This window comes from Kribbella sp. NPDC005582, assembly GCF_040605415.1.
GTDB lineage: Bacteria > Actinomycetota > Actinomycetes > Propionibacteriales > Kribbellaceae > Kribbella.
This window is the reverse complement of sequence record NZ_JBEXCU010000001.1, coordinates 325,602-348,417: the sequence shown is the minus strand read 5'-3', so window position 1 is coordinate 348,417 and position 22,816 is coordinate 325,602. Positions and strand designations below refer to the sequence as shown.

Annotated in this window: 18 protein-coding genes; 8 read left to right on the top strand and 10 right to left on the bottom strand. The window is 68.3% G+C overall.

The annotated features are described in order from the left end of the window. Positions 1-32 precede the first annotated feature (32 nt). The gene (locus ABZS29_RS01675; protein ID WP_355457542.1) at positions 33-3,248 is read left to right on the top strand and encodes an ATP-dependent DNA helicase; all 3,216 of its coding nucleotides are present in this window, start codon (positions 33-35) and stop codon (positions 3,246-3,248) included. Further along, entirely contained in the window at positions 3,248-6,481 is a 3,234-nt protein-coding gene (locus tag ABZS29_RS01670; protein ID WP_355457540.1) for an ATP-dependent DNA helicase, read from the top strand. Before ABZS29_RS01675 ends, ABZS29_RS01670 begins: the two co-directional genes overlap by 1 nt. Here ABZS29_RS01670 and ABZS29_RS01665 read toward each other — a convergent pair. Together ABZS29_RS01665 and ABZS29_RS01660 are read right to left on the bottom strand one after the other, a co-directional pair. Continuing rightward, positions 6,478-7,011 (bottom strand): Uma2 family endonuclease, encoded by a 534-nt coding sequence (locus ABZS29_RS01665; RefSeq protein WP_355457538.1) that lies wholly within the window; start codon positions 7,009-7,011, stop codon positions 6,478-6,480. The two genes, ABZS29_RS01670 and ABZS29_RS01665, sit on opposite strands and share 4 nt — an antisense overlap. A gap of 212 nt (positions 7,012-7,223) precedes the next feature. Further along, positions 7,224-8,510: a family 1 glycosylhydrolase gene (locus ABZS29_RS01660; RefSeq protein WP_355457536.1), complete on the bottom strand. Its 1,287-nt coding sequence runs from the start codon at positions 8,508-8,510 to the stop codon at positions 7,224-7,226. A gap of 293 nt (positions 8,511-8,803) precedes the next feature. On the opposite strand from ABZS29_RS01660, the gene ABZS29_RS01655 reads away from it, so the two are divergent. Then, positions 8,804-9,481, top strand: coding sequence for a GPP34 family phosphoprotein (locus ABZS29_RS01655; RefSeq protein ID WP_355457535.1), 678 nt, complete (start codon positions 8,804-8,806; stop codon positions 9,479-9,481). On the opposite strand, the gene ABZS29_RS01650 is transcribed toward ABZS29_RS01655, so the two are convergent. From ABZS29_RS01650 to ABZS29_RS01640, 3 genes are read right to left on the bottom strand one after another with little or no spacing between them, the layout of a single operon-like run. Further along, positions 9,478-11,028, bottom strand: coding sequence for an AMP-binding protein (locus ABZS29_RS01650; protein ID WP_355457533.1), 1,551 nt, complete (start codon positions 11,026-11,028; stop codon positions 9,478-9,480). The two genes, ABZS29_RS01655 and ABZS29_RS01650, sit on opposite strands and share 4 nt — an antisense overlap. 13 nt (positions 11,029-11,041) lie before the next feature. Continuing rightward, complete coding sequence (locus ABZS29_RS01645; RefSeq protein WP_355457531.1) at positions 11,042-12,166, bottom strand: DUF5938 domain-containing protein; 1,125 nt, start codon at positions 12,164-12,166, stop codon at positions 11,042-11,044. Continuing rightward, a complete protein-coding gene (locus tag ABZS29_RS01640; protein ID WP_355457529.1) occupies positions 12,166-12,972 on the bottom strand; it encodes an SDR family oxidoreductase in 807 nt (268 codons plus the stop codon). Before ABZS29_RS01640 ends, ABZS29_RS01645 begins: the two co-directional genes overlap by 1 nt. Before the next feature lie 179 nt (positions 12,973-13,151). Between ABZS29_RS01640 and ABZS29_RS01635 the strand changes: the two genes are divergently transcribed. Beyond that, positions 13,152-13,787: a TetR/AcrR family transcriptional regulator gene (locus ABZS29_RS01635; RefSeq protein WP_355457528.1), complete on the top strand. Its 636-nt coding sequence runs from the start codon at positions 13,152-13,154 to the stop codon at positions 13,785-13,787. A 21-nt stretch (positions 13,788-13,808) separates the two neighbouring features. Continuing rightward, positions 13,809-14,351 carry a hypothetical protein gene (locus tag ABZS29_RS01630; RefSeq protein WP_355457527.1) on the top strand — a complete coding sequence of 181 codons (543 nt, stop codon included), beginning with the start codon at positions 13,809-13,811 and terminating at the stop codon, positions 14,349-14,351. Here the strand turns inward: ABZS29_RS01630 and ABZS29_RS01625 are convergent. After that, on the bottom strand, positions 14,339-14,767 hold the full coding sequence (locus tag ABZS29_RS01625) for a hypothetical protein (RefSeq protein ID WP_355457525.1): 429 nt from the start codon (positions 14,765-14,767) through the stop codon (positions 14,339-14,341). The genes ABZS29_RS01630 and ABZS29_RS01625 overlap by 13 nt on opposite strands. A 131-nt stretch (positions 14,768-14,898) precedes the next feature. Then, a complete protein-coding gene (deoD, locus tag ABZS29_RS01620; RefSeq protein WP_355457523.1) occupies positions 14,899-15,612 on the bottom strand; it encodes a purine-nucleoside phosphorylase in 714 nt (237 codons plus the stop codon). Between the two features lie 39 nt (positions 15,613-15,651). On the opposite strand from deoD, the gene nudC reads away from it, so the two are divergent. Then, positions 15,652-16,575, top strand: coding sequence for an NAD(+) diphosphatase (gene nudC, locus ABZS29_RS01615; RefSeq protein WP_355457522.1), 924 nt, complete (start codon positions 15,652-15,654; stop codon positions 16,573-16,575). 5 nt (positions 16,576-16,580) lie between these two features. Here the strand turns inward: nudC and ABZS29_RS01610 are convergent, their stop codons facing one another. Both ABZS29_RS01610 and ABZS29_RS01605 read right to left on the bottom strand, forming a co-directional pair. Further along, on the bottom strand, positions 16,581-18,938 hold the full coding sequence (locus ABZS29_RS01610) for a hypothetical protein (RefSeq protein ID WP_355457520.1): 2,358 nt from the start codon (positions 18,936-18,938) through the stop codon (positions 16,581-16,583). A 151-nt stretch (positions 18,939-19,089) separates the two neighbouring features. Continuing rightward, positions 19,090-19,329: a mycoredoxin gene (locus ABZS29_RS01605; protein ID WP_355457519.1), complete on the bottom strand. Its 240-nt coding sequence runs from the start codon at positions 19,327-19,329 to the stop codon at positions 19,090-19,092. Between the two features lie 89 nt (positions 19,330-19,418). Between ABZS29_RS01605 and ABZS29_RS01600 the strand changes: the two genes are divergently transcribed. Then, entirely contained in the window at positions 19,419-21,527 is a 2,109-nt protein-coding gene (locus ABZS29_RS01600) for an ATP-dependent DNA helicase UvrD2 (RefSeq protein WP_355457517.1), read from the top strand. Here ABZS29_RS01600 and ABZS29_RS01595 read toward each other — a convergent pair. Beyond that, positions 21,524-22,399 carry an AraC family transcriptional regulator gene (locus ABZS29_RS01595; RefSeq protein ID WP_355457516.1) on the bottom strand — a complete coding sequence of 292 codons (876 nt, stop codon included), beginning with the start codon at positions 22,397-22,399 and terminating at the stop codon, positions 21,524-21,526. The genes ABZS29_RS01600 and ABZS29_RS01595 overlap by 4 nt on opposite strands. Before the next feature lie 91 nt (positions 22,400-22,490). Between ABZS29_RS01595 and ABZS29_RS01590 the strand changes: the two genes are divergently transcribed. Continuing rightward, a complete protein-coding gene (locus ABZS29_RS01590) occupies positions 22,491-22,814 on the top strand; it encodes an antibiotic biosynthesis monooxygenase (protein WP_355457514.1) in 324 nt (107 codons plus the stop codon). The last annotated feature ends 2 nt before the right edge of the window (positions 22,815-22,816 follow it).

The window sequence follows — 22,816 nt, the reverse complement described above, 5'->3', positions numbered from 1 at the left end:
AAATTGTCGGAGGGGTCTGATGGGATAGGGCGATGGTCAGCAGACAGGGTTCCCGCTATCGGCTCGTTCGGGCCGAGGGGCGCGCGGCGCAAGCGCCGGTGCTGGATGCAGACCAGCAGGCCGTGGTGGATCATCCGGGTGGACCCTTGCTGGTGCTCGCCGGACCGGGCACCGGGAAGACGACCACCTTGGTGGAGGCCGTCGTCGATCGGGTGCGGAACCGCGGCCTGAGTCCGGACGAGGTGCTCGTGCTGACCTTCGGGCGGAAGGCGGCGACCGAGCTCCGGGATCGGATCACGGGACGGCTCGGGAAGACGACCCGCGTGATGCCGTCGATGACGTTCCATTCCTTCTGTTACGCGTTGCTGCGCCGGTTCACGCCGGCTGACGCCTTCGATGTGCCACTGCGGTTGCCGTCGGGTCCGGAGCAGTCGCTGCGGTTGAGCGAGGCGTTGTCCGGGAGTCGTGAGGTCGGCGCGGTGCACTGGCCGCGGAGTCTGCATCCGGCGTTGAAGACTCGCGGTTTCACCGACGAGGTGCAGGCCGTGATCGGCAAGGCGCGTCAGCTCGGCCTCGATCCTGAGGACCTGACCGAGATCGGGCGGGCGGCGGATCGCGCCGAATGGGTGGCGGTCGGTGATTTCTTCGAGGAATACCTGCAGGTTCTCGATGCCGAGCAGGTCCTCGACTACTCCGAGCTGATTCATCGCGCGGTGATCCTGGCGCAGCAGCCGTCGGTGCAGGACAAGCTGCGGGCGGAGTTCAAGGCCGTCTTCGTGGACGAGTACCAGGACACCGATCCCGGCCAGACCATGTTGCTGCAGGCGATCGCCGGTGATGGGCGTGACCTCGTCGTCGTCGGTGATCCGGACCAGTCGATCTATACGTTCCGCGGCGCCGACGTGCGCGGGTTGCTCCGGTTCACCGAGGAGTTCCCGACGGTGTCCGGCGAGCCGGCGGCGCAGATCGCGCTGGCGACCACCCGCCGGTTCGGTACGACGCTGCAGCGGGTGTCGCGCAACGTCGTGAACCGGCTCGGGGTGCCGGGGACGCTGGATCGCGACACGTTCGACCGGTTCCGCAATCCTGATGCTTCGTCGTGTGTTTACGGTGCCGGCAAGGTCGAGGCGAATCTGTACTCGACCAGCGGTGCGGAGCTGGAGCACATCGCTGACCTTCTGCGGCGAGCTCACGTGCAGGACGGCGTCGGGTGGCACGAGATGGCGGTGCTGGTCCGGTCGGGTAGCCGGTCGATCCCGCCGCTGCGACGGGCGCTGGCTGCCGCTGGGATTCCGGTCGATGTCGCTGGTGACGAGCTTCCGCTGTCGCGTGAGCCCGCCGTGCGGCCGATGCTGCTGGCGCTGCGGGCGGTTGCGGATCCGGCCACGCTGACGGTTGAAGTCGTGCGGGCGCTGGCGTTGTCGCCGTTGGGTGCAATGGACGCTGGGCAGCTGCGACGGTTGGCGCGCGTGCTGCGGAAGCGCGATCGCGAGGCTGCGGACGGGCAGCGGTTGCCGCGCTCGTCGGACGAGCTGCTGCGTGATGCGTTGCTGAACCCGCTGCTGCTGGACGAGCAGGCCTCTCCGGCCGAGGCGCGGTTCGCGGCGCTGGGGGAGAGGTTGCTCAAGGCAAGGAATATCGTGAACGCCGGCGCCGCGCCGGACGAGGTGATGTGGTCGCTGTGGTCGGAGTCGCCGTGGCTGCGGCGGTTGCGCGGTCAGGCCCACTCCGGTGGTGAGATCGCACGGGCGGCGAACCGGGATCTGGATTCGCTCTGTGCGTTGTTCGATGCCGCGGGGCGGGCCGAGGAGCAGATCGGGTTCAAGGGTGTCTCGGCGTTCCTGAGCGAGCTCGAGTCGCTCGACATCGCGGGCGACAACCGGTACGACGCGACGTATCGCGAGACCGGTGTGCAGTTGATGACCGCGCACCGCTCGAAGGGTCTGCAGTGGCGGCTGGTCGTCGTGGCGAGTGTGCAGGAGCAGCAGTGGCCGGACCTGCGGCGACGTGGTTCGTTGCTGGAGCCGGACCGGCTCGGGCGTGATGGTCTCGTGGACCCGCTTTCCGCCGGGGCGTTGCTGGCCGAGGAGCGGCGGTTGTTCTACGTCGCGATCACTCGGGCGCGCGAGCGGCTGATCGTGACCGCGGTCCAGGCGCCGGAGGCGGATGGGGACCAGCCGTCGAGGTTCCTGGCCGAGCTGGACATCCCGATCAAGTTGGTGGCCGGGCGGCCGCGCCGGCCGCTCTCGTTGCCGGGTCTGGTGGCCGATCTGCGGTGTGTACTGGCGGATCCGGCATCCTCACCTGCTTTGAAGCGGGTTGCCGCCGATCGCCTTGCGCAGTTGGCCGACGCAGTCGACGACCGCGAGCAGGCGCTGGTGCCGACGGCCAACCCGGAGCGCTGGTGGGGTGTGCGGGAGCGGACCAAGTCCGAGCGACCGATCGCGGATCCGGAGCTGCCGGTGCCGCTGTCAGGCAGCGCGTTGACGACGATCGTGGACTGCCCGCTGCGCTGGTTCCTGACCAGGCGCGCCGGCGGTGAAACGCCAAGCACGTCGGCCATCGGATTCGGCCAAGTGCTGCACACGCTGGCTGATGCCGTGGCCACCGGGACCCTGCCACCGTCGGTCGACGAGCTGAACGGCTGGCTCGACAAGGTCTGGACCCAACTCGACTTCGAGTCGGCCTGGATCTCCGACCGCGAACGCGTCGAGGCCGAACAGGCGCTGCGGCGGTTCGTCGCCTGGCACCAGGGCCGCCCCGAGCGCGAACTCGTCGGCACCGAGGTCGAGTTCGACGTACTGCTCCCGGACGCTGAACAACCCGCCGTCCGCGTCAAAGGTCGGATGGACCGCGTCGAGAAGGACGGCGAAGGCACCATCCGCGTCGTAGACCTCAAGACCGGCCGCAACCTCCCCACCAAGCCCGCCCTGGCCCGCCATGTCCAGCTAGCCATCTACCAACGAGCCATCGCCTCCCGCCAGGTCGCCGCCGCCGGCCCCGACGCCGTCGCTGGCGGCGCCGAGCTCGTCCAACTCCGCCACGACGACAGCGGCTTCCCCAAGGTCCAGCACCAGGCCCCCCTCGAACCCGACGAAGACGGCAAGACCTGGCTCGACGAAGCAGTGGAAGACGCCGAAACCATGGTTCGTTCTGAAGAGTTCACCGCCCAACGCAACGACGGCTGCACCCGCTGCGAAGCCAGAGCCCTCTGCCCCATCCAACCGGAAGGCAGGGAAATCGTCTGATGACTGCTGTGAAACTGCAGACGACGGCTGAACTCTGCGATCTGCTGGGGATTCCGTTCAGCGACCAGCAGTTGGCGGCGATCACCGCGCCGTTGGCGCCTGGGGTGATTGTGGCCGGCGCCGGGTCGGGGAAGACGACGGCGATGGCGGCTCGGGTGGTGTGGCTGATCTGCACGGGGCAGGTGAAGCCGGAGGAAGTGCTCGGGCTGACGTTCACGAAGAAGGCGGCCAACGAGCTGGATGTGCGGATCCGCGACGACCTGACGAAGGCAGGCGTGCTCGGGTCGACGCTGCCGCCGGACCAGCATCCAATCCTCGCCGCGCACCTGCGGAAGAACGTGCCGAACTGGGAGCCCGAGGAGCCGGGCGAACCAGTGGTCTCGACGTACCACGCGTTCGCGGGCACGTTGATCGCCGAGCACGGACTGCGGCTTGGGCTCGAGCCGGATGCCCGAGTGCTGGCTGACGCAACTCGGTTCCAGCTCGCAGGACGCGTCGTACGGCGGTCTGCCGGACCGATCCGGTTTGCGTCGCATCACGTGCCGACGCTGGTCAACAGCTTGCTCTCGCTCGACGGTGAGCTGGCGGACCACCTGCTGCGGGCGGACGCCGTACGGGACCATGACGAGGCTGTTCGGCAGGAGGTGGCCGCGGCGCGGAAGCAGACCGTCGAGGTGCGCAAGCTGGCCGAGACTGCGTTGAAGCGTGGCGAGATCCTCCAGTTGGTCGAGGAATACCAGGCCTACAAGGGCGAGCGCGGTGTCGTCGACTTCGCCGACCAGATGGCGCTCGGGGCGCGGCTGGCCGAGGAGTGTCCGGAGGTCCCGGTTGCTGAGCGCGCGCGGTACAAGGTCGTGCTGCTCGACGAGTACCAGGACACCTCGGTGTCGCAGCGCCGCATGCTGACCGCCCTCTTTGCCGGTCCCGACGGCCGCGGTCATCCAGTCACCGCGGTCGGTGACCCGTGTCAGGCGATCTACGGCTGGCGTGGTGCCTCGGTCGCCAACCTGGACGAGTTCCCGGAACACTTCCCGAACCGCGACGGCAGCCCAGCCCAGCGGTATGTGCTGAGCGTCAACCGCCGGTGTGGCAGTCGCATCCTCGCCGCGGCCAACCAGCACGCCGCCGAACTCTACGAGCAGCACCCCGGCGTGATCCCGCTCGAAGCCCCGGCCGATGCGCCGGAGGGCGCGATCACCGTCGGCCTGTTCGAGACGCGCTCGCAGGAGATCGAGTGGGTCGCCGACGCGATCGTCGCCGCGCACAAGTCGCCGAACCGGCGCTGGAAAGACATCGGCATCCTGATGCGGACCAATGTCGACCTGAGCGCGGTCCACGAGGCTTTGATCTCGCGCAAGGTTCCGGTCGAGGTGGTCGGTCTCGGCGGGTTGCTCGCGCTGCCCGAGGTCGTCGACGTGGTCGCCACTCTGCAAGCCGTCAACGACCTCACGGCGAACGCCGCCATGCTCCGCATCCTCACCGGACCGCGGTACCGGATCGGCCACCGCGACCTTGCCCTGCTGGCGAATCGCTCCCGCTCACTCGCCGACACCGGCGCCCGCCCGGCCGCCGACGACCTCGTCGCCGCTCTCGACGCGGCGGTCGCCGGGATGGACTCGACCGAGGTCATCTCGCTGGCCGAGGCCGTCGACGACCCAGGCTCGGAGGCCTGGGGATATTCGCCCGAGGCGCTGACCCGGTTCAAAGAGTTGTCCGCCGAGCTGCGTGAGCTGCGCGCGCACGCGGGGGAGCCGCTGCTCGACCTGGTCCGCCGAGTGATCTCCACCATCGGCCTGGACGTCGAGCTCACGGCAACTCCCGACCACCTCAACTCCGGTCGCCGCGACCACCTGGCCGCGTTCCTCGATGCCGTCGGCAACTTTGTCTCGACCGAGTCGGACGGTTCACTCGACGGTCTGCTCGCTTACCTCGCGGCGGAGGAGGAGTATGCCGCCGGCCTGGACCTCGCCGTACCGAGTGAGGCAGATTCGGTGAAGCTGCTCACCACACACCGGTCCAAGGGACTGGAGTGGCCGATCGTCTTCGTGCCGACGCTGGTGCAGAAGGTGTTCCCGTCCGACCGCGGCCGCGACAAGTGGACGACCAACGCGAAGGTGCTGCCGTGGCCGCTGCGCGGTGACGCCGCCACGCTGCCCGACTTCCACGACCTGTCGAACGCCGGGCTCAAGGCGTTCTCCGACGAGTGCAAGGAGGTGAACTCCCTCGAGGAGCGCCGCCTCGGGTACGTCGCCTTCACCCGCGCGAAGGAGATCCTGGTCGCCACCGGGCACTGGTGGGGTCCGACGCAGAAGCGCCCGCGCGGCCCGTCGTCGTACCTGGAAACGCTGAAGAAGCACGCCGGCGAGCGCGTGATCTCCTGGGCCGAGCAACCTGACCTGGACGCGGAGAACCCGGAGCTCGCCGAGGCGACCACGGCACCCTGGCCGGCGCCGTACGACGAAGCGGCGTACCGGCTCCGCCTCGAGGGCGCCGGCCTGGTGCAGCAGTCGCGCGCCGAAGGACCCTCGACCGAGGCCGAGGACTCGCTGCTACTCGACGAGCAGGCGCTGGTCGCCCGCTGGGACTCCGAGCTCGAGCGATTGTTGTCCGAGGCAAGGGAAAGCCGAAGCCGCAAGGCGTACGACGTGACGCTGCCGACCGCGCTGTCCGCCACCCAGGTGATGCGCCTGGCCAAGGACCCCGACGGCCTCGCCTCCGAGCTCGCCCGCCCGATGCCCCGCAAACCCAACCGCGCCGCCCGCTTCGGTACCCGCTTCCACGCCTGGGTCGAGTCCTACTTCGGTCAGCAACTCCTGATCGACCCCGACGACCTCCCCGGCGCGGCCGACGAGGACATCGTCGACGACACCGACCTCACCGACCTGATGGAAGCCTTCCGCACCGGCCCCTACGGCGAAACCTCCCCCTACGAGATCGAAGCCCCCTTCGCCCTGGCCCTCGGCGGTCGCACCATCCGCGGCCGCATCGACGCCGTCTACCAGGTAGTCCGCCCCGACGGCTCCCGCGGCTACGACGTAGTCGACTGGAAAACCAGCCGCTCCGAAACCGCCGACCCCCTCCAGCTAGCCATCTACCGAGTCGCCTGGGCCGAACTCATGAACATCCCGCTGGAAGCAGTAGGCGCCGCCTTCTACTACGTCCGCACCGCCGACGTCATCCGCCCGGAAAGCCTCCCCGGCAAACAACAACTCATCGAACTACTGAACGGCTAGAGCTCAAGAAGCTCTTCCGGCACGATGCGCACTGAGAACGGGCGCTGGGCAAGGAAAACCTCGTCGCTCTTGAACGTTCGCTCAACGTATCGGCCGTCCTCCAGTTCCAACACCGTGAGCACTGCGTCCTCGGGCTCGAAGATCCAATAGGCGTCGACTCCGGTGGCCTCGTAGACACGCCGTTTCCGGAGTAGATCCTGTGCGCGCGTCGACGGCGACAAGATCTCAACGGCCAGCGCCGGCGGGCGCTGCAGGCCGCGATGTCCCAGGTCTTCTCGGCGGCAGACCAGGACGTCGGGCTGCAATGACGTCCGATCGTCTGGGCGGTAGTCGAACGGAGCGAAGAAGACTGGCAGGTCCGGTTCACGCGCGGCCCGGAGCAGCGTGTAGAGATTGCCGGCGGCGATCTGATGATCGGTCAACGGTGACGGGTTCACTAGCACCCGTCCGTCCAGCAGTTCGCGCCACTCCCCGTTGTCGGGCAGCGCGTCAAACTCAGCCAGCGTGAGCCTCGGCTCGATGGTCTCCACGGACACAATGGTGCCTCCTTCTCGGTCACAGAACCAGAATGTTGGATCCGGACGGGTGCTCAGTACCATTTCGGCGATCTGCCCTGGAATGCCCCGAGATGCCCCGTCAACTGGAGCCGGGCATGCCCCCGCGACGGTCAGCACGCGGCTCTCCGGCTCGAAGGTCCGATCAGGCTCTGCCCTTGGAAACCCCTGGAAACCCCGAATTCGCGCTAGGGCGCGTGGGGTGGGAAGAGGCAGCTGGTGAGGAGGGTGACCAGTGAGCAGACGGACTGGCGTTTGACCGGCACGTAGTTCGACGGGACGCCGCCGGAGGTGGCGAGGGTTCGGTAGGTGGCGACGGCGTCGGTTGGGGTGCGGGTGAGGGCTGGGTCGGTTGCGGCGTTGACGGTGTAGAGGCCGAAGCGGGGGCGGTAGCTGCCCCATTCGTAGTTGTCGGTGATGCTCCAGTAGTTGTAGCCGATCACGCTCATGCCGTCGGCGCGGGCGCGCTGGAGCCAGTAGACGTGATCGCGTAGGTGCTGGGAGCGGGTGTAGCCGTCGGTGCGGGGTGTGCCGTTGTCGGTCGACATGCCGTTCTCGACGATGTACAGCGGCAGTCCGGGCTTGCGGTCGTGGTAGAAGCGCAGGGCGTGGTAGATCCCGTCGGGCTGCGGATCCACCTTCCAGAACTCGCCTTTGGCGGCGTTGATCACCGACCAGTTGTCGAGGCTCAGGCCGTAGTAGTAGTCGAGGCCGATGTAGTCCAGCTTGTCGGCGATCCGGTTCCAGAACGTCAGATCGACCAGGGCCTCGCCGGCCGGGATGAACGCGACGTTGCTGGACACCGGAGCGCCCGGATCCAGTTGGTGGATGACGTCGTACACGCTGCGGTGGGCAGCGACGAGCCGGTCGAACATGAGTGGGACCAGCAACGGGTTCACGCCGCCGTTGGTGACTTCCTGTTGCACGTACGCCGTGGGCTCGTTGAAGGTGATCCAGTACGCGTCCTGACCGTGCAGCCGCTGAACGACATGCCGGGCATAGGTCAGCCACGCGTCCACCACACCGGCGCCGGACCAGCCACCGCGATCCGCGATCCAGCCCGGGTACACCCAATGGTCGAGGGTGATCATCGGCCGCATCCCCGCCGCCCGGATCCGCCGTACGACGTCCACGTAGTAGGCCAGTTCGGTCTCGTCCCAGCTGCCGGGGCTCGGCTGGACGCGTGCCCACTCGATGCCGAAGCGGAAGACCTTCAAGCCCATCCCGGCGGCGAGCGCGATGTCCTGCGGATAGCGGTGCCGGAAGTCGACGCCGTTGCGGTACGGCTCCTTCGTTGCGGCGTACCGCTTCCAGTTGCTGTCCGGGCCCGCGCCCTCGGACTGGAAGCCGGAGCTCGCCACGCCCCACAGGAACGAGTCCGGCAGCGGTGGCACGCCAGGAGCCGCCTCAGCAGCGGCAGGTACGGACAGCAGACAGGCAATCAGGCCGAGTGCGGTGAGAACCCGAGCGATCACGACAGTGCTCCCCTCAGTCCCCCATAAAACTGACAGAAGCTCAGTTATCCCGCAATCTCACGCGAGTCGCTGTCCTCTTGCGGACACCTTCGGCTGAGTGGCCGGGGACTATGTCGTCAAGCCGACGACCGCGGTGGAGGCGAGCGGGACCTCGGCCGGGCAGGGATCCACGGACGGGTTCGAGTGGAACTGAGCGCAGGACACGCCGGCTGGTGACCCGTCCTTGAGGTGGATCCGGTGGGTAATCCGCGCGGCGGATGTGAGCCGACCAACCGGTTGTTTACGTTGTGAGCATGTTGATCGCCGAGGACCTGTTGCTGCTCATGTACGACGACGAGACGGGCAAGCCGATCGTCGGGTCACCGAAGCTGGACTACGCGCTCGGTGGTGCGCTGCTGATCGAGCTGACGACGCTCGGGAAGGTGGACATCACTGCCGGCGGCGACGGCGAGCGGCCGGGCCGGCTGAAGGTGCTGGACCCGTCGTCGACCGGGGACCCGATCCTGGACGACCGGCTCGCCTATGTGGTCGGCAAGGCGGGGAAGAAGCCGAAGGACATCCTGAGCGGGCTGTCGAAGAAGGTGCGCGACCAGTTGCTGGCCCGGCTGGCCGAGCGCGGCGTTCTGGAGGCAAGCGAGGGCAAGGTCCTTGGGCTGTTCCCGGTCACCCGCTGGCCGGCCAAGGACGCGCAGCACGAGGGTGAGGTGCGGGCCGCGCTGGAGAGCGTGCTGAAGGTCGGTACGACGCCGGACCAGCGCACCGGCGCCCTGATCGCGCTGCTGAGCGCGCTGGACGTCGTACCGAAGGTGATCACGGATGCGGTCGACAAGCGGCAGCTGCGGGCGCGCGCCAAGGTCATCGCCGACTCCGACTGGGCTGCGGCCGCTGTGAAGAAGGCCGTTGCCGAGATGCAGGCGGCGATCACTGCGGCGATCGTGGTGTCGGCGACCGCTGGTGGCGCCAGCAGCTAGTGCAGCCGGGCCTTGATCTCCGGCTTCAGGACCTTGCCGACCTTCGAACGCGGCAGGTCCGTCCAGACCAGCACCTCCTTGGGCGCCTTCACGCTGCCGATCCGGCTCTTCGCGAACGCGATCAGCTCGGCCGGATCGGCGGCGGCGCCCGCCTGGAGCTGGACGACGGCCACGACCCGTTCGCCCCACTTCTCGTCGGGGCGGCCGATCACCGCGCAGTCCTGGACCGCCTCGTGCGCCATCAGCGCCTGCTCGACCTCGGTCGAGTACACGTTGAAGCCGCCGGTGATGATCATGTCCTTGGCCCGGTCGACGATGTACAGGTAGTTGTCCTCGTCGAGGTAGCCGATGTCGCCCGTGTGATGCCACCCGTACGCCGATGCTGTCGCCGTCGCTTCGGCATCGCGGTAGTACCCGCGCATCACCAGCGAACCGCGGACGACGATCTCCCCGCGTTCACCAGGCCCGAGCAACGTGCCGTCCGGCGCCATGATCGCTGTGGTGACCAACGCGGACGGCCGACCGGCCGACGCCAGCCGCTCGCGCGCGATGTTGCCGGAGGCATCGAAATGATCGGCCGGCGGCAGGATCGAGATCATCATCGGTGCTTCGGTCTGGCCGAACAGTTGGGCCATCACCGGACCGATCCGCCGCAGCGCCTCTTCGAGACGAGCCACCGACATCGGAGCGGCGCCGTACCAGAAGCACTGCAGTGAGGAGAGGTCCGTGCGGTCCAGCTCCGGGGCTGCGAGCACCATGTAGATCAGCGTGGGCGGCAGGAAGGTGTGCGTCACGCGGTGCTGAGGGATGAGCTCTAAGAACGTGTGCACGTCCGGAGTGCGCATGATGACGATCTCGCCGCCGGACGCGAGCACTGGGAAGCAGAGCACGCCTGCGGCGTGAGTGAGCGGTGCCAGCGCCAGGTAGACCGGACGCACGCCGAACGGGTAGCCGATCAGCGTGAGAGCCGTCATGGTCTCGAGGTTGGTCGTGGTCAGCATGACGCCCTTGGGTGCACCGGTGGTGCCGCCGGTGCCGACGATCATCGCCAGGCCTTCGGGCTCGAGCAGATCGGGAGCCGGCTGGGACGCGCCCCCGCAGAACGCGTCCCAGCCGATGGTCCGGTCACCGGGGGGCTCGGTGACCGGTTCCGGACCGACATCCAGGCACACGAAGGTGTGGACCTTCGGCAGCGCATCCCGGATCCGGTCCACCAGTGGCGCGAACGCCGGCTGGTAGATCAGTACTTCACAGTCGAACCGGTCGAGCAGCTCCCGGTTCTCGGCGGCCTCGTTGCGCGGATTGATCGGGCACCAGACCGCGCCGGCCCGGCTGATCCCGAAGACGCAACTGAACGCCAGGGGATCGTTGGCGGACAGAATCGCCACCTTGCCGCCGGGCCGGACGCCGGCCGCAGCCAGTCCCGCAGCGATCCGGTACGACAGCTCCTGGACAACGGCATACGTCAGCGTCTCGCCGTCGGTGGTCAGGCAGGGCCTGTCCGGTCCGAGTGAGGCGCCTTTGTCCAGGTAGTCGACCAGTCGCATCAGCTGGCTCCGATCAGTGCACCACGGTGAGCTGCGGCTCGGCGACCAGCCCGAAGCTGCGCAGTACGCCGAGCAGTTCGCGGTGACCGAAGGCTTGGCAGCCACTGGCGAACCCGACTCGCTTCGGAGGTGTCTGCAGCAGTGAGTACGCCGCATAGGCCTGCAGGAGACCGGTCTGCTGGTAGTTGCTGTTGCCGTGGATCACACAGTGCGCCCGGCCGAGCGGACCGGAGGCGTGCACGGAGTCGAGGGACTTGTTGACACGCGGGTTCTCCCGCGGCGGCATCTGGTCCATCACCTGACGTGCGGTCGCGGTGAGCGCTTCGTTGCGGTCGTCCGGAGACATGTCCTTCGTGGCCTCCAGTGCGGCCGCCACGATCTGCGGTACGCCGTTCATCAGCGCAGCGTTGAAGACACCGCCCTGCGCCTTGCAGTTGGCGACTCGCGGATCACGCTTGAACCACACCGGGTGCGACGTACCGCCCCAGGGCAGCGACAGCGCCAGCTCGTGCTGCCCCGGTACGACGAGTGGAACGAGCCCCTGCTCGGGGAACTCGACGTACGCGTTCTGTTCGAGGAAGTGCGCCTTCGACGTCGCAGCGTTCACCAGAATCGTGCGGGTCGAGGCGATGGTCGGGCTGCCGCCCCAGAACACCGCGATGTCCAGAGTGTCGAGCCCCGGCTGCTCCAGGCAGAGCTGCGCGGCGATCTCGCCGGTGGTGTACATCTGAGCGATACCAGGGGCGAGTAGTAGACCCGCTTCGGCGAAGCGAGCGCCGTACACCTCGTCGCAGGTGATCAGCCAGTCCTGCTCACCTGTTGTGTCGGTGTAGTGCGCACCTGCCGCGAGAGCTGCCTCCACGGCCGCAGGACCGAGCTCACTGAACGGTCCGACCGTGTTGAGCACCACCGATGCGCCCTTGAAGAGGTCGGTGAGCGCCTCCACGTCATGGTCGACAGTGGCGATCTCGTAGTCGGCTGTCTCGATGCCGGCCACGTTCGACGTCATCGACGACTTGAGCTTGTCTTCGCTGCGGCCTGCCGCCACGAACGGGACGTGGTACTGACGGAGGTACTCACAGACCAGACGCCCGGTGTAGCCGGAGGCGCCGTACACGACTACAGGCTTGGTGGCCATCACATCCCCATTCCGCCGTCGACCGGCAGACCGACGCCGGTGATGAAGCGGGCTTCGTTGGAGGCCAGGAAGACGACCGCGTCGGCCATGTCGGTGACCTCGCCGAGCCGTCCGGCGGGAGTCAGTCCGATGACCGCACCGACCGCCTCCTCCGGGGACCCGAACAGGCCGAGCTCGGCGACGTCGTTGGCCAGGCCTGCGCCCATCGCCGTCGGAACCAGTCCGGGGTAGATGCAGTTGACGCGTACGCCGTACCCGAGCTTGCCGGACTCCATCGCGGCGACCCGGGTGAGCCGGTCGACCGCGGACTTGGTCGCCGAGTAGACCGCGATGCCGGGGAAGGCGATGGTCGCGGCGACCGATGAGATGTTGATGATCGCGCCGCCCTGGCCGGCCAGGCCGTCCGGACGCATCGTGCGCAGCCCGTACTTGATCCCCAGCGTGGTCCCGAGGATGTTCACGTCGAGCATCTTGCGGATCTGGTCCGCCGTGACCTCGGTGAGCAGGCTGGTGATCTCGATGCCGGCGTTGTTGACCAGGATGTCGAGCCCGCCGAGGATGTCGGTCGCCGCGACGACCGCGTTCTCCCAGCTGCCCTCGTCGGTGACGTCATGGGCGACGAACCCGTTGCCGGCGCCGTACTCGCTGTCGAGCGCGTCGGCGACCGCGGCCCCGGCGTCCTTCTGCAGGTCGGCGACGACGACCTTCGCGCCCGCCGCGGCCAGTGCTTTGGCCATGCCTTCGCCCAGTCCCTGGGCTCCGCCGGTGACGAGTGCCTTCCGGCCGGAGAGATCGAGTCCGCCCATCGATGGTTCCTTTGCTCGAGTGGCTGCAGGGGGTGAATGAGGCACCACTCTGGACCTCCCTTTGACAGTCGTCAAGACTTTGCTTGACACTTGTCAAGAAGTCTCCCCACCGCAGGGCGCGCCTGACCTGCGGCGGGTAGGCTGACCGGCATCCCCACGGCCCGGCGAAAGGAGCGACGATGAGTTCGGCAGGCGTCATGCCCCAGGACCAGCCCGCCCGGATCTCCGGGATCGACAAGATCGAGCGCCGCCGGATCGCGCTGGCCGAGTCGGCACTGAAGACGCTGGGCGAGCTCGGCTACGCCCGCACCAGCCTGCGCGAGATCGCGAACAACTCCGAGTTCACGCACGGCGTGGTGCACTACTACTTCCGCGACAAGATCGACCTGATCAGCTACTGCGTGCGCTACTACAAGACCAAATGCGCCCAGCGGTACGACGAGGTCGTGGAGACCGCCACCACCGCCGACGAGCTCGGTGCGGGCTTCCTGGCGAAGATGACGCAGACCCTTGTCGACGAGACCCCGATGCACCGCCTCTGGTACGACCTGCGTGCCCAGAGCATGTTCGAGGACCAGCTCCGCGCCGACGTGGTCGCGATCGACCAGCTGCTCGAGGCGATGATCTGGCGCATCCTCGGCCGGTACGCCGAGCTGGTCGGCGGTGAGCCCGCGGTCGACGCATCGACGGCGTACGCGCTGGTGGACGGGCTCTTCGAGCAGGCTGTGGTCAACTACGCCGACGACCCCGCCGGGTCGTCCGAGCGCCTGGTTCAACGCGTCAGCTCGGTCTTGCCGAAGCTCATCACGACCTGAGTGCGCTCTAGGCTTCCTGCCGTGACGGTGGTGAAGCGGGTGCGGTCGGAGCCGGGCGGACTGGTCGATCTGGAGTTCACTGCGGACGGCTGGACCGCACGGCCGATCCTCGGGTCCAGGCTGGACCCCTCGCTGTGGTGCGTCATCGGGATGGCCGATGCGCTGTTGCTGGCCTATTTTGCCGAGCTCTCCGGCCTGCATGGCCTGCGGACCACCTTGCTGGTGGTCGCTGCGGTGAGTCTGGCTGCCGCCGTACTGCTGGTGGCGCTGGACTGGGTCGGCAACCTGCTGGGCGTGGCGTGGATGACGACGCGCGCGGTGGCCCGGCGGCGGCTCCGAGCAGAGGCCAAGGGCATCACCAACGACCTGATGGAGATCGTCCAGCGCCCGGAGTTCGTTCCGGCGAGCCGGGTCCAGCGGGCCCGGGTGATCCGGGAGCTGCGCGGAACCGCCGTCGAGTTGGTGCTCGACGACGGTTCCGTCAGACGCTACCTACGGACGCGGGCCGGGCTGGTCGAGCCCTTCCAGCGCCTGCTGGGGGAGCGGCTGGTTCACTCCGCCTGACAGTTGGTCTTGCACAGCTTGTCGGTCACGGTCAGGTGCACACCGGGCTCTTCGGTGTCCGCCTCGGCGGCGTAGCTCACCAGCCAGTCGCCCGCGGTCATCTCGGACTCAGCCTTGCCCTTCTGCGCACCGAACCAGGAGGTGATCTCCTGCGGCTGGCTGATGTGGGCGATCTCGAGCACCTTCGGCAGCACCTTGGCGATCGCGTCGGAGGCCGTGTCGGCCGGTCCGGCCGCGTTCACCGACACGACCGGCGGCCGCGCCTGGTCGCCGTTCAGGATCGAGACCGAGGCGGCGCCCGACGTACAGATGGCGTAGGCCTCGTCGGTACCGCACTTGAAGCCCGCTGCGGTCAGTCCGCTGACCACTGCCGACGCCTTGACCGGCGTCAGCGTCTCCGGCGCCGTGGTGGGCACCGATGACGGCGCACCGGACGTCTGGGTGGCGGCCGGCGGGTTGTCCGGGCTCTTGGCGGGCTCTTCGTTCGAGGAGCAGGCGGTCAGCAGCAGGAGAGCGGCGACGGTGGTGACGGCGCTCCCGATGCGGCTCAGACCGGCACCTCGATCGCAGCATCGAGGGCGATCGTGATCATCTCGGAGAACGTCGTCTGCCGCTCCTCGGCCGAGGTGACCTCCTTGGTGATCAGGTGGTCCGACACCGTCATGATGCCGAGCGCCCGGCGGCCGAACTTGGCGGCCAGCGTGTACAGCGCCGCGGCCTCCATCTCGATGCCCAGTACGCCGTACTCCGCGGTCCGCGAGACCAGGTCCGGACGGTCGTTGTAGAACAGGTCGCCGGAGAACACCTGGCCGACGTGCACGTTCAGCCCGGCCGCCTCGGCGGCGTCCACCGCGGCGCGCAGCAGCTTGTAGTCGGCGGTCGGCGCGTAGTCGATGCCGTGGAAGCGCAGCCGGTTCATCTGCGAGTCGGTGCTCGCGGACATCGCCACGATCACGTCCCGGACCCGGACGTCCTCGGTCAGCGCGCCACACGTCCCGACCCGGATCAGCGTCTGTACGTCGTACTCCGCGAACAGCTCGTTGGCGTAGATGGAGGCGGAGGCCTGGCCCATTCCGGAGCCCTGGACGGAGATCCGCTCACCCTTGTAGGTGCCGGTGAACCCGAACATGTTCCGGATCTCGGTGTAGCAGATCACGTCGGACAGGTAGGTCTCCGCGATCCACTTGGCCCGCAGCGGATCACCGGGGAACAGCACCCGCGGTGCGATCTGCCCCTTCTCGGCGGCGATGTGAATACTCATGCCGGGATGCTCTCACGCGGCCGGGATATGTTGAGCTACGTGGCCTATTCGATCGCTCCTGGTTCGCTGACCCTGTCCCGCTCCGTTCTGGATCGCGCCGCCGACCGGCGCCGCGACGACGCCTGGCTCGAGAAGGCCTGGGCGGCCCCGGACACGCAGGTGGTGCTGGTGGCCGGTGACAGGCTCCAGGTGACCGCCGACCGGTCCGCATTGCACCTGATCACGCCGTCCGAGGCGCCGGAAGGCGTCCGGATCTTCCTGGGCATCGACCGCGAGTCAGGTGCCGGTCAGACCGCCGACGGGCGGGCGGTATTCGCCGTACTGGTCGCGGACGAGGCCGACGAGTCGTATGCCGGGCTGCGGGAGATGGGTGTGGTGCTGGACGACCGTGAGGCCGGCATCGCGGTCCACGTGGTCGGACTGGTCAACTGGCACGCGGTGAACAGCCACTGTGCCAACTGCGGTGAGCACACCGTGGTCGTGGAGGCCGGGCACGTCCGGGACTGCCCTGGCTGTGGCATGCGCCACTTCCCGCGCAGCGATCCGGCGATCATCGTGCTGGTCACCGACGACCAGGACCGGGCGCTGCTCGGGCGCAACGGGGCCTGGCCCGAGGGCCGGTACTCCACACTGGCCGGGTTCGTGGAGCCGGGCGAGTCGCTGGAGAACGCCGTACGGCGTGAGGTGCTGGAGGAGTCCGGTGTGATCGTCGGACCCGAGGTCGAGTACGCCGGCAGCCAGCCGTGGCCGCTGCCGTCGAGCCTGATGCTCGGCTTCTACGCCAAGGCGACCGGTACCGACATCGAGGTGGACGGCGACGAGATCTCCGACGCCCGCTGGTTCACCCGGGAGGACCTCCGTGCGCTGGTCGAAGCCGGCACGATGGCCCTCCCGGGCAACATCTCGATCTCCCGCCGCCTGATCGAAGGCTGGTACGGCAAGGAGCTCACCGGGAGCTGGTGAACCTGTTACCGGCCGACGTTGGAGACAGCGGCGGCGATGCGGATCAGGACTCCTTCCCAGTACTCGACCTGGCCGGCGGCCTCGAGCTGCCGGAGCTTTCGGTCCACTGCGACCACGTAGGCGCCGTGGCTGGGCCACTGGGCCTTGGCGTCCGGCAGTACGTCGGCCAGCGTGCAGCCGTACTCCAGGAACCGGTTGAGCACGTGGCTGTTGATATTGCCGGTCCAGACGTTGGTCCGGAGGTCCGACGTGGGGCAGGGGTCGACCGGAGGCCGGTACGACGCCAGATTGGTCGGAATGGTCCAGCCGTCCAGGCGCAGCAGTGAGTAGTACGTGCCGTCCGGTCCTTCCGTCAGCCGGTTGAGACCGTGATCGCGGAGGATGGTCGACGTACCGCCGAGGCCGTCCAGGACGAACAGCCGGCCGCCGGAGACGCCGTACAGGTAGCCGTCGCGCCAGGACAGCGCACCGTCGTGTCCGGTGATGCGTCCGGAGAAGACGGTGTACGTGCGCAGGATTGCGCCGGTGGTCTTGCTGGCCACGAACACGTTGCCGTCTGCCAGCCCCCAGATGTTGCCGTCCGGTCCGATGGTCAGCTCGTTGATGCTGGCTGCGCCCGGCACCGGTACGACGTCTGCTGTCACAGCGCCGGTCGCGGGGTCCACCTTGACCAGGTGTGCCTCGGTGGCTCGGGGCTCGGTGCCCTGGCCGCCTTCGATCGCCGAACCGGCCCAGACACTGCTACCGATCGGGAGCAGGCTGGCGATCGACTGGTCGGTCACCAGGTTCCGGTAGACCTTGTACGTGTTGGTGGGTACGTCGTACACGGTGATCGCGCCGCCGTATTCGCCGTAGCCGGGCGTAGTGCCGACGTACACGCTGTCGCCCGCCGGTACGACGGCGAACGGACGGTTCTGGTGGTCACTGTCGACCAGACTGAACAGCACCTTCGGATTGGTCGTGCTCTCCGGCAGTGCGGTGTCCCAGAGCTGTAGTCGGCCGTAGGGATAGATGCCGACCCACATCTTGCTGCCGGCGCCCCACGACCAGCCCTCGACCTGGCCTTGGCGCGCAGTGACGGTGGCCTTGCCTGTCGCCGGGTCGTAGTACGACGTGGAGCCGTTGAGGTAGGCGTTGACGTAGACGCGGCCAGTAGCGGGGTCAGCGATCGTGTGCTGGAGTGCGACCGGCACGTACTGGAACGGTGAGCTCCACTGCGCGAGCGTGCGGGCGATCGGGTCGTAGCGGAACGTTCCGCCGGAGTAGTTGCCGGTGAGGCCGTAGAGAATCTGCTGGCCGTTCTCAGTCACCCAGCCGTAGCCGATCGCCGCACCACGAGTCATCCGGATCGGGGGCGTGGTCACTGTGCCGACGGTGTTGGCGTCGAGGTCGTAGCGCATGAGATTGAGCGTGGTCGCAGTCGTGAAGTAGACACCGCCCGGACCGGCGCCGGAGACGCCTCGAGCCGCGAGCGGGTACGTCAGAACCAGAGTCCCGGTTGCGGTGTCGGTGAACTTGACCTGCTCGAAGGTGACCGCGTCAACGACGGCCAGCTTGCCACTGGCGTTCGCGAACACCCGTCCGCCCGCGTAGTCGAGGTCGATGATGTCTGTCGCGATCAGACTCGCCGGAGTCACGTTCTGCACCGCGCCGGTGGCCAGGTCGATGCGGAGCAGCTTGCCGACCGGAGTGGAGATGCCGACGAACAGTGCGTTGTGATCGGGGTCGTAGACAGTCGACCGCGCGTACTGCTCCACCGGATCGAGTGAGCCGTAGTCGGTGACCTGTGCGGTGCCGGCGTCGTACTTGAAGGCGTGGGCGTTCGGATACGTGCCGCCGTAGACGTTGCCGTTGCCGTCAGCGGTGAGGCCGTAGATGAACGACTCACCGATGATCGGGCGTCCAAGGTCGGTGACCGCGGCAGTCACCGGGTCGTAGCGATAGAGGTGCGCGTTCGGGTAGGTCCCGACGTACAGCTTGCCGTCGCTGGCGACGACGATTCCCCAAGCACCGGCCGCGCCCGGTAGCGGCACGACGTGCAGGAGTTGGCGGCTGTGCAGGTCGACGACGTTCAGATTGGCGTTCTCACCGGCCGGTACGGCGTACACGACATCGCGGCCGTCGGAGGTGTGGCCGACGGTCCCTTCCATCACGGTGAGCGAACTGATCGGTGCCCCGAGATCGGTGATCGGATCCGGGGCGAGCGTGCGGCCGATGACATCGGGACGTTCCGGTCCGACTTCGGAGGGGAACGGATCCGGTCTCCCGGCGGGCGGGGCGGCGGTGGCCGTGGTGAACAAACCACTGATTACGGCCAGGACCGCTAAGAACAGGACAGGTCGGAAGAGACGACGCGGAATCATGGCGGATCTCCCTGCGGCGTAGTTCCTTCGAAGGTAAAACGGCCATGACCGTAAGTCCATGGCTCGCCGACCTCCGGCCCGCAGGGCCGGTGAAACGCGACGCGGCGCCTACCCGGGAAGGGCAGGCGCCGCGATTACGGGCTGGGGCAGATCAGGCGATGAGCTTCTCCGCGACCTGGGCCACCGAGGGGTTGGTCAGCGCGCTGCCGTCGGCGAAGACCAGGGTCGGCACCGTCTGGTTGCCGTTGTTGACCTTCTCGACCAGCTTCGCGGCCTCCGGGACCTGCTCGATGTCGACCTCGACGAACTCGATGCCGGCCCGCTTGAGCTGGCCCTTGAGGCGGTGGCAGTAACCGCACCAGGGAGTCGAGTACATCGTCACGGCCGCCATCTGAGGTCTCCTTGAAGATTCTGTCCGGTGAGCCGTCTAGGGTGGCTCTCGACCTGTCCCAACCACGCCGTAGGCGGTGCTGTTCCCGTATGACCCAGTCCGTGAGTGACCTCACACGCTCAGGGAGCCCTGACGACCTGTTGGCGGCTCTCGATCCGGAGCAGCGTGCGGTCGCGACTGCCCTGCACGGGTCGGTCGTGGTGATGGCGGGCGCCGGGACCGGGAAGACGCGAGCCATCACGCACCGGATCGCGTACGGCGTGCGGACGGGGACCTTCGACCCGGTCCGCGTGCTCGCGGTGACGTTCACCCAGCGGGCGGCCGGCGAGATGCGGGGCCGGCTCGCGCAGCTCGGCGTCGAGGGCGTGCAGGCGCGCACGTTCCACTCCGCTGCGCTGCGGCAAGCGCGCTGGTTCTGGCCCAAGGTGTACGGCGGTGAGCTGCCGCCGATCGCGGACCGGAAGTTCCCGCTGCTCACCGAGGCCGCTTCGCGCTGCCGGATCCGGGTGGACACGCCCGCGCTGCGCGACCTGGCCGGTGAGGTCGAGTGGGCCAAGGTCAGTAACGTGCGGCCCGACGACTACGCGCGGCTGGCGCCGAAGTCCGGCCGGGCGCTGGCCGCCTTCGACCCGGCCACGATCGGCAAGATCTTCGCGGCGTACGAGGACGTGAAGCTGGAGCGCGGGCGGATCGACCTGGAGGACGTGCTGCTCTGCGCGGTCGCGTTGCTCGCCGAGGACGAGCGGGTCGCGGCCGAGATCCGCCGGCAGTACCGGACCTTCGTCGTCGACGAGTACCAGGACGTCAGCCCGCTGCAGCAGAGCCTGCTCGACCTGTGGCTCGGCGGCCGCGAGGACGTCTGTGTGGTCGGCGACCCGGCCCAGACCATCTACTCCTGGGCCGGGGCCGAGCCGGAGAACCTGGTCCGCTTCGCCTCCCGGCATCCGAACTCGACACTGATCAAGCTGGTCCGCGACTACCGCTCCACGCCGCAGATCGTCGACGTGGCGAACAAGATCCTCGACGCGGCCGGTCCGGCCGGGCTGCCCGGCCGAGTGACGCTGCGGTCGCAGCGGGACCCCGGCCCGATGCCGATCTACCGCGAGTACTCCGACGAAGTCGCCGAGGCGGACGCGGTGGCGCGGGCGGTGGCGCGGCTGCAGGACGAGGGCGTGCAGCTGCGCGACATCGCTGTCCTGTTCCGCACCAACGCCCAGTCGGAGAACTTCGAGCAGGCGCTCGCGGAGCGCAAGATCCCGACCGTGCTGAAGGGCGCCGAGCGCTTCTTCGAGCGGCCCGAGATCCGCAAGGCTGCGGTGTTGCTGCGCGGTCAGGCCAAGGCCGGCGACCTGTCGGACGACCTGGTCGAGACCGTGACCGGCGTGCTGGGCGGAGCCGGCTGGACCGCCGAGGCGCCGAGCGGCGTCGGTGCCGTCCGCGACCGCTGGGAGTCGTTGAGCGCCCTGGTCACGATGACGTCGGACTTCGCCGCGGCGAATCCGGAGGCCGGGTTGACCGAGCTGATGGCCGAGCTGGACCGGCGGGCGTCGATTCAGCACGCACCGGTCGCCGAGGGCGTCACGCTGGCGACGCTGCACGCTGCCAAGGGCCTCGAGTGGGAGTGCGTCTTCATCGTCGGCGCCCACGAGGGGACGCTGCCGATCAGCTACGCCCAGACGCCGGCGCAGGTGGAGGAAGAGCGCCGCCTGTTCTACGTCGGGGTGACGCGGGCCAAGCAGCAGCTGTTCGTCAGCTGGTCGACCTCGCGATCGCCGGGCGGGCGGGGGACCCGTGGCCCGACCCGGTTCCTCGACCCGATCGGCGTCCGGACGTCCAAGCAACCGGCCTGGGAGCCGACGACCGATCGAGCCGAGCGGGTGGCGCGCTCCGGCCGCCCGATCCCGAAGTGCCGAGTCTGCGGTCGCGGCCTGATCGACCCGGGCGCGCGGAAGCTCGGTCGCTGCGAGGACTGCCCGTCGAGCATCGACCAGAAGCTGTACGACGCGCTCCTGGCCTGGCGCGCCGAGCAGGCCGAGGCGGAGAAGATGCCGGCCTTCGTCATCCTCACCGACGCGACCCTGACCGCGATCGCCGAGACCCGTCCGGACAGCGAATCCGCGCTGCGCAAGATCCCCGGCATCGGCCACACCAAACTCACCAAGTACGGCGAGCAGATCCTGGTGATCTGCACTCGTTAGGCGTGCTCGAGCAGCCGCTCGGCGTCCTGACTCGGCGGTACGCCGTACTGGCGGCGGTACTCGCGGCTGAACTGGGAGGCGCTGTCGTAGCCGACCCGGTGGGCGACAGTCGCGATGTCGCGCGGGTGTGAGGCGAGGAGCAGCCGGGCCTCCTGCAGGCGGACCTGCTTCTGGAACTGGATCGGACTCAGCGCCGTGACGGTCTGGAAGTGCCGGTAGAACCCGGACGCACTCATCCCGCTGAGCTTGGCCAGGTCCTCGACCCGGAACTGCTCGGCGTAGTTGTCGCGGATCCACCGCGCGGCCCGGGTGATGTGGTTCAGGCTGCTGTCGGCCAGCCCCAGCTGCCGGACGGCTGCCCCTTGCTCGCCGGTGATCAGGTGCCAGTGGATCTCGCGCTTGAGCATCGGCGCCAGCACGGCCTGGTCCCGCGGGCGTTCGAGCAGCCGGACGATCCGGATCAGGCTGTCCAGCAGTTCGTCGGTGAGCTTGCCGACGGCGATCCCTGGCACGGGTCCAGCCTGCGGCCGTGCGAGGTCGCCGGGACCGGCGTGCAGCAGCAGGTCGGCGATCAGTGCCGGATCGAGGACCAGAGCCATCCCCAACGCCGGCTCCTGAACGGTCGCGTCGACGAAGTGGCCGCTCACCGGCAGATCGACCGAGGCCACCAGGTAGTCGCCCGGCCGGTACAGATGAACGCGCTCGCCGACCGTCAGCCGCTTGGCGCCCTCAACCAGCACCGCCAGGACCACTCCCGACATCGACGGCGACGGCGGCCCCGAGCGCTCGATCTTCGCGATGTGCAGACCCTCGATCGCGGTGCTCTCGTCCGGCCGAACGTGGCGACGAAGTAGCGCCCGAAGCTCATCCATAGCTCGATCCCATCGTAGTTTGGAGGATCGTGCAAGGAATCAGACGCTTTTCTTCTACGCGGTCGTCTGAATTCCCGGTCGAATGGGATTCATGAGCGCAACCTACGGATTCACCTCCACTGTCACCGCCAAGCCCGGACTGGGCGACCAGCTCGTCGAGGTGCTGCTCAGTGCCCTCGACGAAGGCAACCCCGCCTCGACTGAGTACTGCGTGGCTTTCCTGATCTCGCAGTCCGCCGCGAACCCCGACCTGGTCCACGTCACTGAGGGGTGGACCTCCGAGGAGGACCACCACCGCGTCTTCGCCGGACCTGCGGCCCAGGCGATCGTCGCCCGGACTCAGGAGCTGGCCGCGGACGCGACGCCGTACACCGACTTCGTCCCGCGGGGCGGCAAAACCGTCCTCGGCGTCTGAAA